This window comes from Streptomyces sp. KM273126 (genome assembly GCF_004337435.2).
GTDB lineage: Bacteria > Actinomycetota > Actinomycetes > Streptomycetales > Streptomycetaceae > Streptomyces > Streptomyces acidicola.
Map to the genome: position 1 here is coordinate 6,456,145 of NZ_SJXB02000001.1, position 15,855 is coordinate 6,471,999.

Annotated in this window: 11 protein-coding genes; 2 read left to right on the forward strand and 9 right to left on the reverse strand. The window is 71.9% G+C overall.

Going from position 1 to position 15,855, the window contains the following annotated elements; all coding sequences use genetic code 11:
• Window positions 1-2: 2 nt before the first annotated feature.
• From E0500_RS27640 to E0500_RS27650, 3 genes are read right to left on the reverse strand one after another with little or no spacing between them, the layout of a single operon-like run.
• On the reverse strand, window positions 3-356 hold the full coding sequence (locus E0500_RS27640; protein WP_131567818.1) for a UBP-type zinc finger domain-containing protein: 354 nt from the start codon (window positions 354-356) through the stop codon (window positions 3-5).
• The gene (locus E0500_RS27645) at window positions 353-1,849 is read right to left on the reverse strand and encodes an ATP-binding protein (RefSeq protein ID WP_131567816.1); all 1,497 of its coding nucleotides are present in this window, start codon (window positions 1,847-1,849) and stop codon (window positions 353-355) included. Before E0500_RS27645 ends, E0500_RS27640 begins: the two co-directional genes overlap by 4 nt.
• Window positions 1,846-3,522, reverse strand: coding sequence for an FAD-dependent oxidoreductase (locus tag E0500_RS27650; protein WP_131567814.1), 1,677 nt, complete (start codon window positions 3,520-3,522; stop codon window positions 1,846-1,848). Before E0500_RS27650 ends, E0500_RS27645 begins: the two co-directional genes overlap by 4 nt.
• Before the next feature lie 156 nt (window positions 3,523-3,678).
• On the opposite strand from E0500_RS27650, the gene E0500_RS27655 reads away from it, so the two are divergent.
• The gene (locus E0500_RS27655; protein WP_131567811.1) at window positions 3,679-4,551 is read left to right on the forward strand and encodes a universal stress protein; all 873 of its coding nucleotides are present in this window, start codon (window positions 3,679-3,681) and stop codon (window positions 4,549-4,551) included.
• On the opposite strand, the gene E0500_RS27660 is transcribed toward E0500_RS27655, so the two are convergent.
• The 4 genes from E0500_RS27660 to E0500_RS27675 form a co-directional block, all read right to left on the reverse strand.
• Window positions 4,512-5,792: a DUF4032 domain-containing protein gene (locus E0500_RS27660; protein WP_258572955.1), complete on the reverse strand. Its 1,281-nt coding sequence runs from the start codon at window positions 5,790-5,792 to the stop codon at window positions 4,512-4,514. The genes E0500_RS27655 and E0500_RS27660 overlap by 40 nt on opposite strands.
• Before the next feature lie 131 nt (window positions 5,793-5,923).
• Window positions 5,924-8,428 carry a SpoIIE family protein phosphatase gene (locus E0500_RS27665; RefSeq protein WP_131567809.1) on the reverse strand — a complete coding sequence of 835 codons (2,505 nt, stop codon included), beginning with the start codon at window positions 8,426-8,428 and terminating at the stop codon, window positions 5,924-5,926.
• Window positions 8,429-8,578: 150 nt separating this feature from the next.
• Window positions 8,579-10,498 carry a long-chain fatty acid--CoA ligase gene (locus tag E0500_RS27670; protein ID WP_131567807.1) on the reverse strand — a complete coding sequence of 640 codons (1,920 nt, stop codon included), beginning with the start codon at window positions 10,496-10,498 and terminating at the stop codon, window positions 8,579-8,581.
• A 108-nt stretch (window positions 10,499-10,606) separates the two neighbouring features.
• The gene (locus tag E0500_RS27675; RefSeq protein WP_131567805.1) at window positions 10,607-11,107 is read right to left on the reverse strand and encodes a hypothetical protein; all 501 of its coding nucleotides are present in this window, start codon (window positions 11,105-11,107) and stop codon (window positions 10,607-10,609) included.
• 275 nt (window positions 11,108-11,382) lie between these two features.
• On the opposite strand from E0500_RS27675, the gene E0500_RS27680 reads away from it, so the two are divergent.
• Window positions 11,383-11,913 carry a hypothetical protein gene (locus E0500_RS27680; RefSeq protein WP_131567803.1) on the forward strand — a complete coding sequence of 177 codons (531 nt, stop codon included), beginning with the start codon at window positions 11,383-11,385 and terminating at the stop codon, window positions 11,911-11,913.
• Between the two features lie 237 nt (window positions 11,914-12,150).
• On the opposite strand, the gene glgB is transcribed toward E0500_RS27680, so the two are convergent.
• On the reverse strand, window positions 12,151-14,292 hold the full coding sequence (gene glgB / locus E0500_RS27685; RefSeq protein ID WP_258573523.1) for a 1,4-alpha-glucan branching enzyme: 2,142 nt from the start codon (window positions 14,290-14,292) through the stop codon (window positions 12,151-12,153).
• 181 nt (window positions 14,293-14,473) lie between these two features.
• Complete coding sequence (locus E0500_RS27690; protein WP_131572246.1) at window positions 14,474-15,838, reverse strand: maltokinase N-terminal cap-like domain-containing protein; 1,365 nt, start codon at window positions 15,836-15,838, stop codon at window positions 14,474-14,476.
• Window positions 15,839-15,855: the final 17 nt, after the last annotated feature.

Here is a 15,855-nt window from a genome sequence, read left to right on the forward strand (position 1 = left end):
GGTCACCGATTCAGCGACTCCAGCCAGTTCGGCGGCACGCGCCCCTCCGGTCCCGGTACCGGCTGGTCGGCGGGGTGGGCCAGCGGGGGAGCGAGGTCGGGGCCGGACTCGTACATCTGCGAGGTGTCGTAGTTCCAGAACCAGGCCTCGCCGGGCTCGTAGCTGCGGATGAACGGATGGTGGGCGTCGCGGGCGTGGGCGCTCGCGTGCTGGGCGGGCGAGCTGTCGCAGCAGCCGACGTGCCCGCACTGGGCACAGCGCCGCAGATGGAACCACCATCCGCCTGCTGCGTCGCACTCCGTACAGCCCGGTCCGCTCGGCGGGACGCTCGGGTCGATTCCGGCGGGCAGGGTCATGACGCCTCCTCGGGGGCCGTGGATGGCTCGGGTGTTCCGGGTGTCCCGGGCGTGTCGGACTCCGTCGCCGTCAGCGGAAGCCGCACCTGGAACCGCGTGTCGCCCGGCACGGACTGCACCTCGAGGCTCCCGTGGTGCTTGTTGACGACGATGCGCCACGAGATGTCCAGCCCGAGCCCCGTCCCCTGTCCGACCGGCTTGGTGGTGAAGAACGGGTCGAAGATGCGACCGCGGATGTCCGGCGCGATCCCGGGCCCCGTGTCGCGGAACTCGACCAGCAACTGATCCCGGTCGAGCGCCGTGCGCACGGTCAGCTTGCCCTCCCCGCCCGCGTTGTTGATGGCTCCGACGGCGTTGTCGATCAGGTTGGTCCACACCTGGTTCAGCTCGCCCGGGTAGGCCGGGACGCGCGGCAGGGAGCGGTCGTAGTCCTTGACCACCTCGATCCGCGAGCCGATCTTCCCCGACAGCATCAGCAGCGTGCTGTCGAGGAGTTCGTGCACGTCCGCGACCTGGTACGGCGCCCGGTCGAGCTGCGAGTACTGCTTGGCCGCGTCGACGAGGGTGGAGACCCGGGTGGTGGAGTCCTCGATCTCGTTCATCAGGAGTTCGGTCTCCACCGTGTAGTTGAGCCACCGCACGGCGCCTTCGAGCGTCTGCTCGTCCACGGCCGCCGCGACCCGGTCCAGCCAGTCGGTGTCGAGGCCCGCCTGCACGAACGTCGGCGCGAGCTGCCAGCCGCCCGCGATGCCGTGGTCGTCGAGCCACTCCTCCAGCGCGTCCTCCCGGTCGGACGCCTCCAGCGGGCTGAGCGGCGTCGCCTTGGACACCTGCTCGGCCGTACGCTCCTGGATCTCGACGAGCGTCGCCAGCGTCTCGCGCCGGTACGACCCCGAGGCGATGACCCCGAGCTTGTTCCGCATCCCCGCCACGCGTTCCCGCAGCGCCGAGGTGGCCCGGACCGCCGCCGCGGCCGGGTTGTTCAGCTCGTGCGTGAGTCCCGCCGACAGGGAACCGAGCGCCAGCAGCCGTTCGCGCTCCCCGATCGTCCGCTGGGTGGTCTGGGTGCCGAAGAAGAGCCCTTCCAGCAGGTGTACGGCCATGGGGAACCACTCGCGCAGGACCGCGGCGAACGTCTCGGCCGGCAGCACGAAGAACCGTGAGGGCTCGGTGACGCGTACGGAACCCTTGTAGCTGGTGGTCTTGCCCGGACCGGTCACGTAGGCCTGCATGGCGCCCGCGTACACCCCGCGCTGAGAGGTGCGGTTGGTCTCCACGTCGTCGTTCCCGACACGCCGCGACATCACGAGGGTGCCTTCGAGGAGGACGTAGAAGCAGGTGGCCGGCTCGCCCTCCCGATAGACGTAGCCGGGGGCGAACCTCTCCACTCGGCCCTCCCGGCACAGCCGCGCGAGCTGCTCCTCGTTCAGCTTCTCGAACAGGAAGAGCGTGCCGAGTTCCGCCGCGTCGCACGGCAGCGGCTGCCCGGTCATGACTGCTCCAGATACCGGTGCACGAGCATCACGGCCATCGCTCCCTCTCCGACCGCGGACGCGACCCGCTTGGCGGACTCCGCCCGCGCGTCCCCGGCGACGAACACGCCGGGCACATTGGTCTCCAGGTGGTACGGCGGCCGGTCCAGCTCCCAGCCTGGGGGCGGCCCCCCGTCATCGGTCAGATCGGGCCCGGCCAGGACGAACCCGCGCTCGTCCCGCAGCAGGGTGCCCTCCAGCCAGCCCGTCAGCGGCGCGGCGCCGATGAACACGAACAGCCACTGCGCGTCGACGAGTTCGCTGCGCCCGCTCGCCAGGTCCCGCAGGGTGAGCTGCTCCAGGTGCTCGGTGCCGTGGGCGGCGTCCACGACGGCGCCCGTGCGCACGGAGATGTTGGGTATCGCGTCGATCTGCTGGATCAGGTAGTGCGACATGGACGCCTCCAGCGACTCCCCGCGCACCAGCAGCGTCACCGACTTGGCGTGGCGCGCCAGATACACCGCGGCCTGACCCGCCGAGTTCGCCCCGCCCACGATGTACACGTCGTGCCCCTGGCAGGCGGTGGCCTCGGTCAGCGCCGAGCCGTAGAACACCCCGCACCCCGTCAGGTCCCCGCAGCCCGGCGCCTCGAGCTGCCGGTACGACACGCCGGTCGCCAGGATCACGCTGTGCGCGGCGATCGAGGAACCGTCGGAGAACCGGACCGTGCGCGACGCCCCGCCGACCTCAAGACCGGTCACCTCGCGCGCGGTGAGGATCTCGGCACCGAACTTCGCGGCCTGCCGCCGCGCCCGCCCGGTGAGCTGTGTGCCGGACACGCCGTCGGGGAACCCCAGGTAGTTCTCGATCCGTGAGCTCTGCCCGGCCTGTCCACCGGTCGCGGACCGCTCCACGAGCACGGTCCGCAGCCCCTCCGAGGCCCCGTACACGGCGGCCCCGAGCCCGGCCGGCCCACCGCCGATGACGACCAGGTCGTAGAACTCGGCCTCCGGCGTCGTCGCGAGCCCGACCCGGTCCGCGAGCTCCGCGTCCTCGGGCGCCACCAGCGGCGTACCGTCCGGCGTGACCACCAGCGGCAGCCGCTCACCGTCGGCTCCGGCCGCCGCCAGCAGCCGGCGTCCCTCCGGCTCGTCGGACGAGAACCAGCGGTACGGCACCTGGTTGCGGGCGAGGAACTCGCGTACGCCCGACGATCTCGCCGACCAGCGGTGCCCGACCACCTTCGTCACGCCCACGCACGCCCGGTCGGCGGCCCGCCAGGCCTCCAGCAGGTCGTCCAGGACCGGGTACAGCTTCTCCTCGGGCGGGTCCCACGGCTTGAGCAGATAGTGGTCGAGGTCGATCACATTGATCGCGTCGATCGCCGCGCTCGTGTCGGCGTACGCCGTCAGCAGCACCCGCCGGGCCCGGGGGTAGATGTCGAGCGCCTGCTCCAGGAACTCGATCCCGTTCATCTCCGGCATCCGGTAGTCGGCCAGCAGCACCGCCACCTGGTCACCGCGCAGCTTCAGCTCCCGCAGCGCCTCCAGGGCACTCTCGCCGGACTCGGCCCGCACGATCCGGTACGACTCGCCGTACCGGCGGCGCAGATCGCGGGCCACGGCGCGCGAGACCCCCGGATCGTCGTCCACGGTCAGAATGACGTTCCGTGCCGGACCTGCGGCCTGTGCCATCTGTCTCCCACCCTGAGTGCCGGTGCTCCCCTTCGGCCATCGTAAGGTCGGTCGTCCCGTTTTCGCTTCGGAAGGGGGATGCGCCCAGGGGGCCGGGGAAGGAACGCCCCGTAGGAAGGCGCACGACAAGCGACCCGTCGAGGGAGAGACTGCCGAATGATCCGCCCGATCACCGTGGGAGTGGACGGAACACCCGAGAGCAGGGCCGCCGCGGCCTGGGCGGGACGGGAGGCCGTCCGCCGCGGCCTGCCCCTGCGGATCGTGCACGCCTGGCAGTGGCAGCCGACCGACGTCGCCGTCGCCGCGGACCAGGACACCCAGGCGGGCTGGGCCCGCGACCTGGTGCGGGAGGCCGGGCGGACCGCCACCGAACGGCACCCGGGCCTGACCGTGACCGCCGAGATCCTCGACGGGGGAGCGGTCGAGTCACTGGTGGCCGCGGCGGCGGAGGCCGAGACGCTGGTGCTGGGCACGCGCGGGCACGGTGCGATCGTCGGCTTCCTGCTCGGGTCCGTCGGCCAGCAGGTCCTCGCCGAGGCCGAGCGGCCCGTCGTCCTCGTCCGCTCCGACGACCACCCCGAGGCCGAGGCGGGCGGCCGGGAGATCGTCGTCGGCCAGCACGGCGGCCCCGACGACAGCTCCGCCGCCCTCGGCTTCGCCTTCGAGACGGCCGCCGCCCGCGGCGCCGGACTACGCGCCGTACGGGCCTGGAACCTGCCCCCGGTGTTCGCCTACAGCCCCGGCTCGCTGAGGCTCGCGGACCAGGCCGGGGGTCTGGAGCCGTACGAGAAGGAGGCGCTCGGCGAGGCACTGCGGCCCTGGCGCGAACGGTTCCCCGATGTGCCCGTGACCGAGCACGTGGAGATCGGCAGCGCGGCCCAGGTCCTGCTGTCGGTGGCCGGGCGGGCCCAGCTGATGGTGGCCGGACGGCGCGCCCACCGCCGCGCGGTCGGCTCACGCATCGGTTCGGTCGCCCACGCCCTCGTGCATCACGCGCCCTGCCCGGTGGCCGTCGTACCGCCCTCCTGAACCGCCCCGGCCACGGCGGCCTCGGGGAGCGTCGCACGGACCTTGGGGAGGACGTTCTCGATGTAGTCCTTCACGGCCGTGTCCAGACCGATGTCGTGCTGGGCCCGCTCCGACAGGTACCAGCGGTGTTCCAGCAACTCGTGGTACAGCTCGGCCGGGTCCATGGAACCGCGCAGCTGTAGCGGTATCCCTCGCACGGTCGGCCGGAACACGTCGCGGACCCAGCGGTGGGCCAGCACCTCCGGGCGGGCCGCGAGGGGATCGCCGGGCGCATAGTCGTCCTGGGTGGCCACCCAGCTCTCCAGGTCCGTGAGCAGTCTGCGCGCCTGGTTCTCCTCGGTGTCGAGGCCGGTCAGCCGCAGCAGCTGCCGCTGGTGGTGACCGGCGTCGACGACCTTCGGCACGAACGTGACGCTGTCCCCGTTGGACGAGTGGGTGATCTGCATCTCGGCCACGTCGAAACCGAGCTCGTTGAGACGGCGTATGCGGTGCTCGATGTAGTGGTGCTTGCCCGCCGGGTACACCGTCGTGCGGGTCAGCTCACCCCACAGGCCCTGGTACCGCGCGCAGATCTCCGTACCGAACTCGATGGGGTCCACGGACGGGTGCAGCGCCCCCGACGCCTCCAGGTCGAGCAGTTCCCCGCTGATGTTCACCCGCGCCAGGTCGAGGTCGTAGTCGCGCTGCCCGTCGCTGAGCCTCGGATGCAGCTCGCCGGTCTCGGCGTCGACCAGGTACGCGGCGTAGGCACCGGCGTCCCGCCGGAACAGGGTGTTGGACAGCGAGCAGTCCCCCCACGCGAACCCGGCCAGGTGCAGCCGCACCAGCAGCACGGCCAGCGCGTCCATGAGGCGGTGCATGGTCGCGGGCCGCATCGTCGTCTCGAACAGCGACCGGTACGGCATCGAGCCACGCAGGTGACGCGTGATCAGTACGGGCTCCAGGTCGTCACCTTCCGCGTCGGTGCGGCCCGTGACGACGGCCAGCGCGTCCACCGCGGGGATGCCCAGCCGGTCCAGGTCCCGCAGCAGCTCGAACTCCCGCACCGCGGGCCGCTCGGCGAGCTCCTTCACGGCCACGACCTCCGAGCCGGCTCGGGCGTAGCGCACCACGTGCCGCGAGATACCGCGCGGCAACGGCACGAGACGGTTCTCGGGCCACTCCTCCAGGGGCAGGTGCCACGGCAGGTCCAGCAGCAGCGCGGGGTGCTCCGGGTTCGTGGCGCTGATCTGCAATGCCATCGGTGTCCTGCCCTCGCCTCACGGTCGTGTGCCGGCCGGGCACGGCGCGGTGCCGTGTCCCAGAGCATCTCCGCACTTCGACGCCCGTCCCGTCAACCTGGGGGTGGACTTCACCCGCCGCACAGGCAGGCCTACGGGTGCCGCTCGTCGTCCTGGTGGAGCGTCGCGAGCAGGAGCGCGATGTCGTCGGGGCGGTCGGTGGTGTGGCGCGCCTCGTCGGTGAGCTCTTCGGCGACTCCGCCCAGGGAGGCACCGTCCGGTTTCTCGGCGGGCACGGCCGTGAGCGACAGCGCCGTACGGAGCGCCTCGATGCCCTCGTCGATGTCCCTGCCCGGCCGCTCGACGAGGCCGTCGGTGTACAGCGCCAGGACGGCGCCCGGTTCCAGACACAGCTCCGTCACCGGGTAACGGGCCTCCGGGTCCACGCCGAGCACCACACCGCCGGGCAGGTCCAGCACGTCGGTACGGCCACCGGGGCGCCGCAGGAGGGGCTGCGGGTGTCCGGCGCGCGCGGCCCGGACGACTCCGGTGACCGGATCGAGCCGGATGTAGCAACAGCTGGCGAACTGACCCGGATCGAGATCGATGAGCAGCCGGTTCGTCCCGCGCATCACCTCGTCCGGCGGATGGTCGCCGACCGCGAACGCCCGTACCGCACTGCGCAGCTGGCCCATCGTGGCCGCGGCCTGCACCCCGCGGCCCTGCACATCGCCGATGACCAGGGCCAGCCCGTCGCCGGTCTCCACCACGTCGTACCAGTCACCACCGACGTCGATGCCCTGCGTACCCGGCAGATAGCACCCTGCCGTCTCCAGCCGCGGATGCGCCGACAGCCGGCGCGGCAGCAGTGCCTCCTGCAGCGCCCGCGCGATCGTGGCCTCCGTGTCGTAGCGCCGCGCCCTCTCCAGTGCCTGGGCGATCAGCCCGGCCAGCGCCGTGAGCACCGTGCGCTCCTGCCCGCTGAAGCCACGCGGCCGGTCGAAGCCGAGGACGCAGGAGCCCACCGGCCGCCCGGACGCGATCAGCGGCAGGAAAGCCCGGGCGCCCTCGGTGCCGTCCAGCCGGATGCCGGGATAAACGGCCTCCAGCTGCCCCAGCGACTCGAAGAACAGGGGCTTGCCGGTGGTGAGCGCATCCACGGCCGGCAGCCGCGCGTCCAGCCCCATCCCCTCGAACTCGGAGAGGAACCCCTGCGCGTAGCCCGTCTCCCACGCCAGGTACAGGTGCCGCTCGTGCAGCAGGTGGATGGCCAGCCGGCGACCGCCGAACGCGGGCAGCAGCTCGCGCATCACGACCTCGGAGACCTGCTGGGCGGTCACAGCCTCGGTCAGCGCGATGGCCAGGAAGATCGGCCGGTACACCGGTGCCATCGAGGCGACCCCCGCCGTCGTCGGTGGTGCCTCGTCCACCGGGGCGGCCTCCGCGGCGTCCGCGATCTGCCCCAGCGGAACCAGCCGGCACGTCATGAGGTCCGGGCCGGGATGCACCGAGAGCGTCAGCCAGTCACCGTCGTGCCCGTGCCGCCCCGGCCCCGGAGCGACCGGGTGGGGACGCCGGACGTGGAAGTTCACGGGGTCAGGCGACAGCAGCGCCCCGCGCAGATGGTCCTCGTACGACGGCCGCCGCAGCCAGGGCACCGCCTGCGACAGGGGCTGGCCGACGAGTTCCGTCCTCGGCCGGCCGAGGAGCTCGGCACCCCGCGGATTGACGTATGTGATCAGGCCGAGCCGGTCGAACGCGAACACACCGTCCGGGAGCAGATCGGCTGCACCGTCCGCCGCGGGCCCCGGCCCCGGATCGACGACGAGCCCCCGCACCACGGGCGGCGCCTGGGGCATCCAGCACTCCAGCAGGCGCAGCGCCCCGTCCGCGGACCGCACCCTCAGCGGCCCGCCCGCCGGATGTCCGGCGGCCACGGCGTGCAGGGCGTCCAGCACCAGCGGCGCGTCGTCGGGCGCCACCGCCTCCGCGAACGCCTCGGGGGTCCCGGGGAGATCCTCAGGAGCGCAGCCCGCCAGCACCCGCAGGGCGTCGTCCATCGTGACGGTTCCGGCAGCCGCGTCCCAGGTGAAGTGGCCGACATGGCCGACCGGCGAACCTGTGGCCGGGGGCCGCACGCACAGCGGATCCCCGTCCCAGACGATCTCGGCCCCCTCCACCTCCAGCGAGCGCAGCCCGGCGCCCAGCCGGTCCGCGATCCCGGTGACCACGGCGTCGTCGGACAGCACGGCCGCGGTGTCCGGGGCCGCCGGCCGCAGCACCGTCAGCACCCCGTACGTCGTCGAGCCCGCCGACACGGGTACGTACACCGACCCGAACCGGAACGGCAGGCCCGCCGCGAACTGGGGGTAACGGCGCATCGTCTCGGTGGCGTCGGGCAGCACCACGTGAGTGCCGCTCTTGTAGGCGTCGGCGGCGGGGAACTGCCGGTCCACGTGCAACTGCCACCACGGGCGGAACAGCAGTCCGGGCACTCCGGCGAGCACGGCGAGCCGCAGCAGTCCGGGCGCGCCCGACCGCAGGTAGACGCCGCCCGCACAGCCGCTCAGCGCACGCATCGCCTCCACCACGGCAGCGATGAGCACGGCCTGCGGCCTTCCGGGCGCCGGTGCGTCACGCTCCGAGCTCCCATGCATCGCTCTGCCTTCGTCCCCGTGCCGTCGGCCCACCCACACAGGCCCACCCACACAGCAAGAATGCGCCACCGCGGCCCGTCGGCGCATCCGGACACATCCCGCAGCCGCGAGAACAACGCCGGCCACCTCTCCGGTAGCGCCCCGGCAACGTCACCGCACGCGGCGGAACACGTCGTCCGCGTCGTCCCAGCTCATCGATGTGTCCACCGCGGGAAGGCCCCTGCGGACGGCGCGCGCCGACTGGTACATGGCGTCGATCTCGACCTCGTACCGCTGTGCGATGGCGTCCCTGCGCAGCTTCATCGACGGGGTCAGCAGTCCGCCCGCCACGGTGAACGGCTCCGGCAGGATGCGGAACACCCGGATCGACTCCGGGCGTGACAGCCTGCTGTTGGCCGCGGCGATGGCGCGCTGCACCTCCTCCCGTAGGGCGTTCTCCTCCCGCGCGCTCAGGTCTGACGCGTCACCCTGGTCGAACCGGCCCCGGCGCCAGTGCCGCACGAAGTCGGGGTCGAGCGTGATCAGAACCCCGACGCAGGGCCGGTTGTCGCCGACGACCACCGCCTGCTGGATCAGCGGATGCACTCGCAGGAGTTCCTCGAGCGCTGCCGGGGCGACGATCTTCCCGCCGTTGGTGACGAAGATTTCGTTCCTGCGGCCCGTGATCCACAGATAGCCCTCGGTGTCGAGCCGCCCGATGTCGCCGGTGGCCAGCCAGCCGTCGCGCAGAGCCGTCCGTGTGCCGAGCTCGTCGTTGACGTACCCCTGGAACACCGACGGACCGCGCACCAGGATCTCCCCGTCGTCCGCGACCCGTACGTCCACACCCGGCAGCGGACGCCCCACGGTGCCGGACTTCTCCCGCCCCACGGGCTGTGCCGTGATGCCGCCACCGGTCTCCGTGAGCCCGTACCCGTCGTGGACGAGAATTCCGATTCCCGCATAGAAAAGGGCGAGGTCACGATGCAGCGGAGAACCGCCGGACACCGCCCCGCACACCCGGCCACCCAGCGAGGCCCGCAGTTTCCGGTACACGGCCTTCTCGAAGAAGGCGTGCCGCAGCCGCAGATCCACTCCCGGGCCGTGACCCCGCTCCAGGCGGTGCCGCTCGACCGCCAGGGCGTACTCCCGAGCCGTACGCACCGCACGCTCGAACAGAGCGCCCTGGCCCGCCTCCTGGGCGCGGATCAGGAAGTTCTTGTAGATCTTCTCGAAGACGGACGGGACACCGTAGAGAAACGTCGGCCGGAACGACAGGAAATCGTCGCCGAGAATCTCCTCCCGCAGCTCGGGTTCGTGCGCCATCAGCATCCCGCCCCGCAGACACAGGCCCTGGATCATCAGGCCGTACACATGGGAGAAGGGCAGGAAGACGAGAACCGCGGGCTGGACACCCTCGGGCGCGGTGGTGTGCGCCCAGCCGGCCAGCAGCGTGTCGCAGGGGCTCGCCAGACCGTGGTGCGACAGGGCGCACCCCCGGGGACGCCCGCTCGTACCGGACGTGTAGGCGATGACCGCGGTCGAGTCCGGCAGAACGATCCGGCGCAACGAGTCGACGGTCGCCTCCGGCACCGACGAGCCCTGCTCGGCCAGCTGCTCCAGCCCTCCGTCGTCCAGCTGCCAGACGTGCCGCAGCCGGGGCAGCCCGGCGCACACCGAGCCGACCGTCATCGCCCCCTGCCCGTCCTCGACCACGACCCCGGCACAGTCCGCGTCACTGAGGATCCATCGCACCTGCTCGCGCGACGACGTCGGATAGATCGGTACGACCTCGGCACCCACCGACCACAGGGCGAGGCTGAGCGCGGTCCACTCGTACCGGGTGCGCGCCATGATGGCCACCCGGTTGCCCGGCTGTATCCCGCTCGCGACGAACCCCTTGGCCAGACCGGTCACTTCGTCCCGTAACTCGCTCGCGCTGACCTGGGTCCATGTGTCGGTGGCCCCGTCGGGGCGGCGCGCGATCAGCGGGAGGCCGGGATCACGGCTCGCTGTCTCGAAGAGACTGTCGGCGAGCCCTCCCGTCAGAAGGGGCGCGACCGGTGGGGCGGCGGTCCGGATGGTCTGCATGCGCCCTTCATGTGTCGTTCCTGCGTGTCGCCGGTGGTGAACTGGCAGTGATCGAAACGTAGCGCATGTGGTTGCCGCCCGTGGGGCGAATGGGCAAGGAGCCGACCGTCAGGGCCGGGCGTACTCCTGGCGCACGACGCCGGCGAGCTGGGCCAGTGTCTCCTCCGAGCGTGTGCGGTCGGCCTCGTCGAGCGCGGCGAGCGCGTCGGCCGCGGCCTCCCTGACCCTGCGGGGCACCTCCTCCAGCGCCGCCATGCGGTAGGCGATCGTGCGCCGCGCGAGGCGCTCCTCAGGGGTGACGCCCACAGGTCCGGACCGGGGGAAGACGGCGGCCTCGTACACGCTGATGTGCAACAGCACCCCGTGCGCGATCCCCTCCCCGTATCCCCGCAGTCCGGCCTCCCGCTGTGCCAGGGCGAAACCGGTGAGCGCCCGCCTCCGGACGAGGACCGAGCCGACGAGACCGGCCGCCCCCGCGCTCGTCGCCGCGATCAGCGCGAGGAACGCGCCGCCGAGGAGGGCGCCGACGATCGCCCCGGTGGCGGTCATGAGGCAGATCAGTCCCGTGGTGAGCAGGAGCAGGGCGCGTGCGGGAGCGATGGAAGCCATGCGGTGCAGTCTGCCAGCAACCGGTTTCTCCGTACCTGATCACGCAGGAACAGTGTGCGCACGGAGTGCCGTGGTGCTGCCGGGGTTACTTCCGGAGTGTGATGTGTGGCACGTGGGGAAGCGGGGCCGAAGTCCTGGCGCCGTGAATCGTGGCTGGGCACGGCTTGATCGCTGATCACTCGGCGGAATTACCCGGGCAAAGGGATCTCTGGCTCATTTGACAGTGTGTCCGGCGCGTGGATAAGAAGCGTTTCGCTGAGGTCGGGAGGTGGAGAGTGCGCGTGCCCAATGTGATCGGGGACTGGCAGGAGTGCGACGGTGGGCACGCGGGCCTGCGGGTACGCGTCCACGGTGTGGAGCGGGCGGAGCCTCCGCGGGGGCGTGACGACGCCGCCGAAGGACTCGTCTATTTCCGGTTCCGGGTGACGGTGGAGAACCGCGCCGGCACGCCCTTCGGTATCCATGTGGAGGACGGACAGTTCGACGTGCGGACCGGGCCCGATGGCGAGAGCGCATTCCTCGACTGGCGCAATTCGCAATTCATCGAAGGCTTCGATCTTTATCCCCTGCGGCGAGCCACGGCCGTCGTCTATGCCGCGGCCGCCGATTCCTCCCTCGCACGTGTGGACATCCAGATCCAGCTGAGGACGGACGAGGAATGGGCCGACCGCTATCTGTGGGCGGGCGGTATCGGAGCGCACGGGGACGTTCTCGGCCGTGACTCCGCCCTGGACGGGACGGGAGAGGGCCTGGCCTGCCAGGTCAGCAGCTTTCTGCAACGGGAGGCCGAGCAGGGGCCGGCCTGAGGGGACGGCCTCGTCCTCAAAACGACGGACTGGCTCGCAATCAGCCCCTCCGGCGTTTGAGGAGCGGGGGTCCGGGGGCTGGCCCCCGAACGGGGTCCGGGGCGGAGCCCCGAAGGACTGGGCCGGGGCGCAGCCCCGGACTGGGGTTCCAGGGGGCGCAGCCCTCTCGGCGGGGTCGAAGGGGCGGAGCCCCTGGGATGGGACGGGTAGGTGCGGCGGGGGCGAGAACATCGCCCCCTACACCGGCCGCAGCCACACCGTAGCCAGCGGCGGCACGGTCAGCCGCGCACACGCACCGTCGGCACCGACCCGCACCGGACCGGGACCGAGCACACCGCTGCCCCCATAACGCGCGGCATCCGTGTTGAGCACCTCCTCCCAGGCCGGGAACCCCTCGGGCACCCGGAGCCCGTAGTCGTGCCGCACCACGGGCGAGAAGTTCGACACCGAAAGCAGCGGCGCCCCGTCCGCCGCGAACCGCAGGAACGCGAACACGTTGTCCTCGGCGGCATCCACAGCCACCCACCGAAACCCGCCGGGGTCGCTGTCCCGTTCCCACAGGGCCGGAGCCTCGCGGTAGACGGAGTTGAGGTCGCGGACCAGGTCCCGTACGCCCCGGTGGTCCGCCTCCGCCCCGTATGCCGGGTCCAGCAGCCACCAGTCCGGGCCGTGTCCTTCCGACCACTCCGCTCCCTGGGCGAACTCCTGCCCCATGAAGAGCAGTTGCTTGCCGGGGTGGGCCCACATGAAGCCGAGGTACGCGCGGTGGTTGGCACGCTGCTGCCACCAGTCGCCCGGCATCTTCGACACCAGTGATCCCTTGCCGTGGACGACCTCGTCGTGGGAGATCGGGAGTACGTAGTTCTCGCTGTAGGCGTACACCATCGAGAACGTCATCTCGTTGTGGTGGTACCTGCGGTGCACCGGGTCCTTGGACATGTAGCCGAGCGAGTCGTGCATCCAGCCCATGTTCCACTTCAGCCCGAACCCCAGACCACCCCGGTCGGTGGGCGAGGTCACCCCGCCCCAGTCGGTCGACTCCTCCGCGATCGTCACCACGCCCGGCACCCGCCGGTACAGCGTCGCGTTCATCTCCTGCAGGAACCGCACCGCGTCGAGGTCCTCCCGCCCGCCGTGCTCGTTCGGCGTCCACTGCCCGGGCTCGCGCGAGTAGTCGAGGTACAGCATCGAGGCGACCGCGTCCACGCGCAGCCCGTCGATGTGGAACTCCTCGCACCAGTACACCGCGTTGGCCACCAGGAAGTTCCGCACCTCCGTCCGCCCGAGGTCGAACTCGAACGTCCCCCAGTCCGGGTGTTCGGCGCGGCGGGTGTCGCCGGGCTCGTACAGCGGGTAGCCGTCGAACCGGGCCAGCGCCCAGTCGTCCCGCGGGAAGTGCGCCGGCACCCAGTCCATGATCACGCCGATGCCGGCCTGGTGGAGCCGGTCGACGAGGTACTTGAAGTCGTCGGGGGTGCCGAGCCGGGCCGTGGGCGCGTAGTAGCCGGTGACCTGGTAGCCCCACGAGCCGCCGAACGGGTGCTCGGCGACCGGCATCAGCTCCACGTGCGTGAAGCCCAGGTCCTTCACGTACGCGGGCAGTTGCTCCGCCAACTCCCGGTACGTCAGGCCGGGCCGCCAGGAGGGCAGGTGGACCTCGTACACCGAGAACGGCGCCTCATGGGCCGGGCGGTCGGCCCGGTGCGTCATCCACTCCGCGTCGCTCCACTCATGATGGGACGCAGTCACGACGGACGCCGTCGCCGGCGGTGCCTCGGTACGCCGGGCCATCGGGTCGGACTTGAGGAACCGGGCGCCGTACCGGGTCGTGATCTCGAACTTGTACCGCCGGCCCTCGCCGATCCCGGGCAGGAACAGTTCCCACACCCCGGATGAGCCGAGCGACCGCATCGGGAACGCCGTGCCGTCCCAGTACGTGAAGTCCCCGGCGACCCTGACCCCCTGCGCGTTCGGTGCCCACACCGTGAAGCGGGTGCCGGTCACGCCCTGGTGCACCATCGGCTCCGCGCCCAGAGCCCTCCACAGTTCCTCGTGCCGCCCCTCACCGATGAGGTGCAGGTCGAACTCACCGAGCGCGGGCAGGAAGCGGTACGGGTCGTGGACCTCGTACTCGGCGTCATCGTACGACACCAGCAGCGTGTACTCCGGGACCGTGTCCAGCGGCAGGACGGCGGAGAACAGGCCGTCACCCTCGCTGTCGAGCGGTGTGTGACACCCGTCGACCACGACGCTCACCTTGTGCGCGAACGGGCGCAGGGCCCGGAACGTCACGCCGTCCGGGCCGGGATGCGCGCCGAGCAGCGCGTGCGGGTCGTGGTGCGATCCCGACAGCAGACGCGCCCGGTCGGCCTCGTCCAGGGGAGCGGCCCCGGCCGGCCCCCGGCTGCCGGGGTCGGACCGGCCGGTGGACCCCCGGCGGTCGGGGGAGCCGTGCCTGTCGGCCGTCCTGCGGCGGTCGGGGCTCGGCCTGCCGGCCGGCCGCAGGGCTTCGGCCCGTTGGGCGTGTGGGGAGCGGGAGGGATCACGCAGGGCCACGATGTCAGCCTCCTCGGGCGGCGAGTCGACGGATCGCCGCCATCGGTACAGGGAGCCAGCTGGGGCGGTTCCGGGCCTCGTAGACGACCTCGTACACCGCTCGGTCGGTTTCGTAGGCGCGCAACAGCTGGGGCTCGGCCCGCGGGTCCCAGCCCGCCCCGTCCGCGTAGCCCGCGCAGTAGGCCTCGCGGCAGCGTTCCGCCCACTCGGGATGCCACGGCCGCCGTGTGCGGGCCGCGTAGTCGAAGGAGCGGAGCATCCCGGCGACGTCGCGCACCGGCGACTGGGCGCTGCGGCGTTCGGCGAGCGGGCGGGACGGTTCGCCCTCGAAGTCGATGACGAACCACTCACGGTCCGCCCGCAGCACCTGACCGAGGTGCAGATCGCCGTGGATCCGCTGCACGGTACGACCGGCACCGCAGGCGCCGAACGTGTCGAAGGCGGTCCGCAGCCCGGGAACGTACGGCTGGAGGGCGGGCACACAGTGGGCGGCCTCGCCCAGCCGCTCGGCCATCGCGGCCGCGAGGGGCCCGTTCTCGCTCCGGGTGTCGGTGGGGAAGGAGGTCGCCAGCGCCAGGTGCACCTCGGCCGTGGCCTGCCCCAACTCGTACGACTCCGCCGTGAAGTCCCGGCCCTCGGCGAGTGCGCGCAGCGCCAGGGCCCAGCCGTCGGACGCGCCGGGCAGGAACGGCTGGAGCACGCCGAGGGTGGCGTCCGGCCGTGTGGTGCGGATCCACGCCACGGGTGCGGGCACACGGGAGCAGCCCTGCCGGGCCAGTGCCCCCGGCACCTCCAGATCCGGGTTGATGCCTGGCTGGATGCGGCGGAACACCTTCAGGATGAACACGTCGCCGTAGACGATCGAGGAGTTGGACTGCTCCGCGTCCAGCAGACGCGGAGCGAGCGCGGCCGGCAGGGGCACGGACGGGTCCCTCTCGAAGGCCAGCGGACCCGCTGTCCCCGGGTGCCGCAGCCGCTCCAGGAGCAGTGCCGCCGAGCGCGGGTCATGGAACGCGTCGTACACGGCCAGACCCGTCAGCGGACCGTCCTGCGCCCGTCCGATGAAGGCACCGGCGAGCCGGGGAGGCAGGTACTCGCGTACGCCCAGCAGCAGTTGGTAACAGTCGCCGGAGGGGGAGGTGTCACCCGGTGCGCGCGGCCCCGCGTGCTCGGCGTGGACCAGCAGATGCAGACAGCCCGGATACAGCTCCGTCATCGACAGCAGCGTCACATCGGTGACCGGCCGGTCCTTCCCCGCGAACCAGCGCTGCCGGGGCAGCCACTCCCGCAGCAACCCGCTGAGCGAAGCCATCGGGTGGAGGCGGTCGGGGCCCCTCGGGAGGAGCGAAACGGTCTCGGTCTTCGCCATGATGACGCGTCCTTTCG

Excerpts from the sequence above, each read along its gene's own strand:
- E0500_RS27665 (WP_131567809.1), bottom strand. The coding sequence starts at position 8,428 with ATGCATGGGAGCTCGGAGCGTGACGCACCGGCGCCCGGAAGGCCGCAG.
- E0500_RS27640 (WP_131567818.1), bottom strand. The coding sequence starts at position 356 with ATGACCCTGCCCGCCGGAATCGACCCGAGCGTCCCGCCGAGCGGACCG.
- E0500_RS27650 (WP_131567814.1), bottom strand. The coding sequence starts at position 3,522 with ATGGCACAGGCCGCAGGTCCGGCACGGAACGTCATTCTGACCGTGGAC.
- E0500_RS27660 (WP_258572955.1), bottom strand. The coding sequence starts at position 5,792 with ATGGCATTGCAGATCAGCGCCACGAACCCGGAGCACCCCGCGCTGCTG.
- E0500_RS27655 (WP_131567811.1), top strand. The coding sequence starts at position 3,679 with ATGATCCGCCCGATCACCGTGGGAGTGGACGGAACACCCGAGAGCAGG.
- E0500_RS27690 (WP_131572246.1), bottom strand. The coding sequence starts at position 15,838 with ATGGCGAAGACCGAGACCGTTTCGCTCCTCCCGAGGGGCCCCGACCGC.
- E0500_RS27670 (WP_131567807.1), bottom strand. The coding sequence starts at position 10,498 with ATGCAGACCATCCGGACCGCCGCCCCACCGGTCGCGCCCCTTCTGACG.
- E0500_RS27675 (WP_131567805.1), bottom strand. The coding sequence starts at position 11,107 with ATGGCTTCCATCGCTCCCGCACGCGCCCTGCTCCTGCTCACCACGGGA.
- E0500_RS27645 (WP_131567816.1), bottom strand. The coding sequence starts at position 1,849 with ATGACCGGGCAGCCGCTGCCGTGCGACGCGGCGGAACTCGGCACGCTC.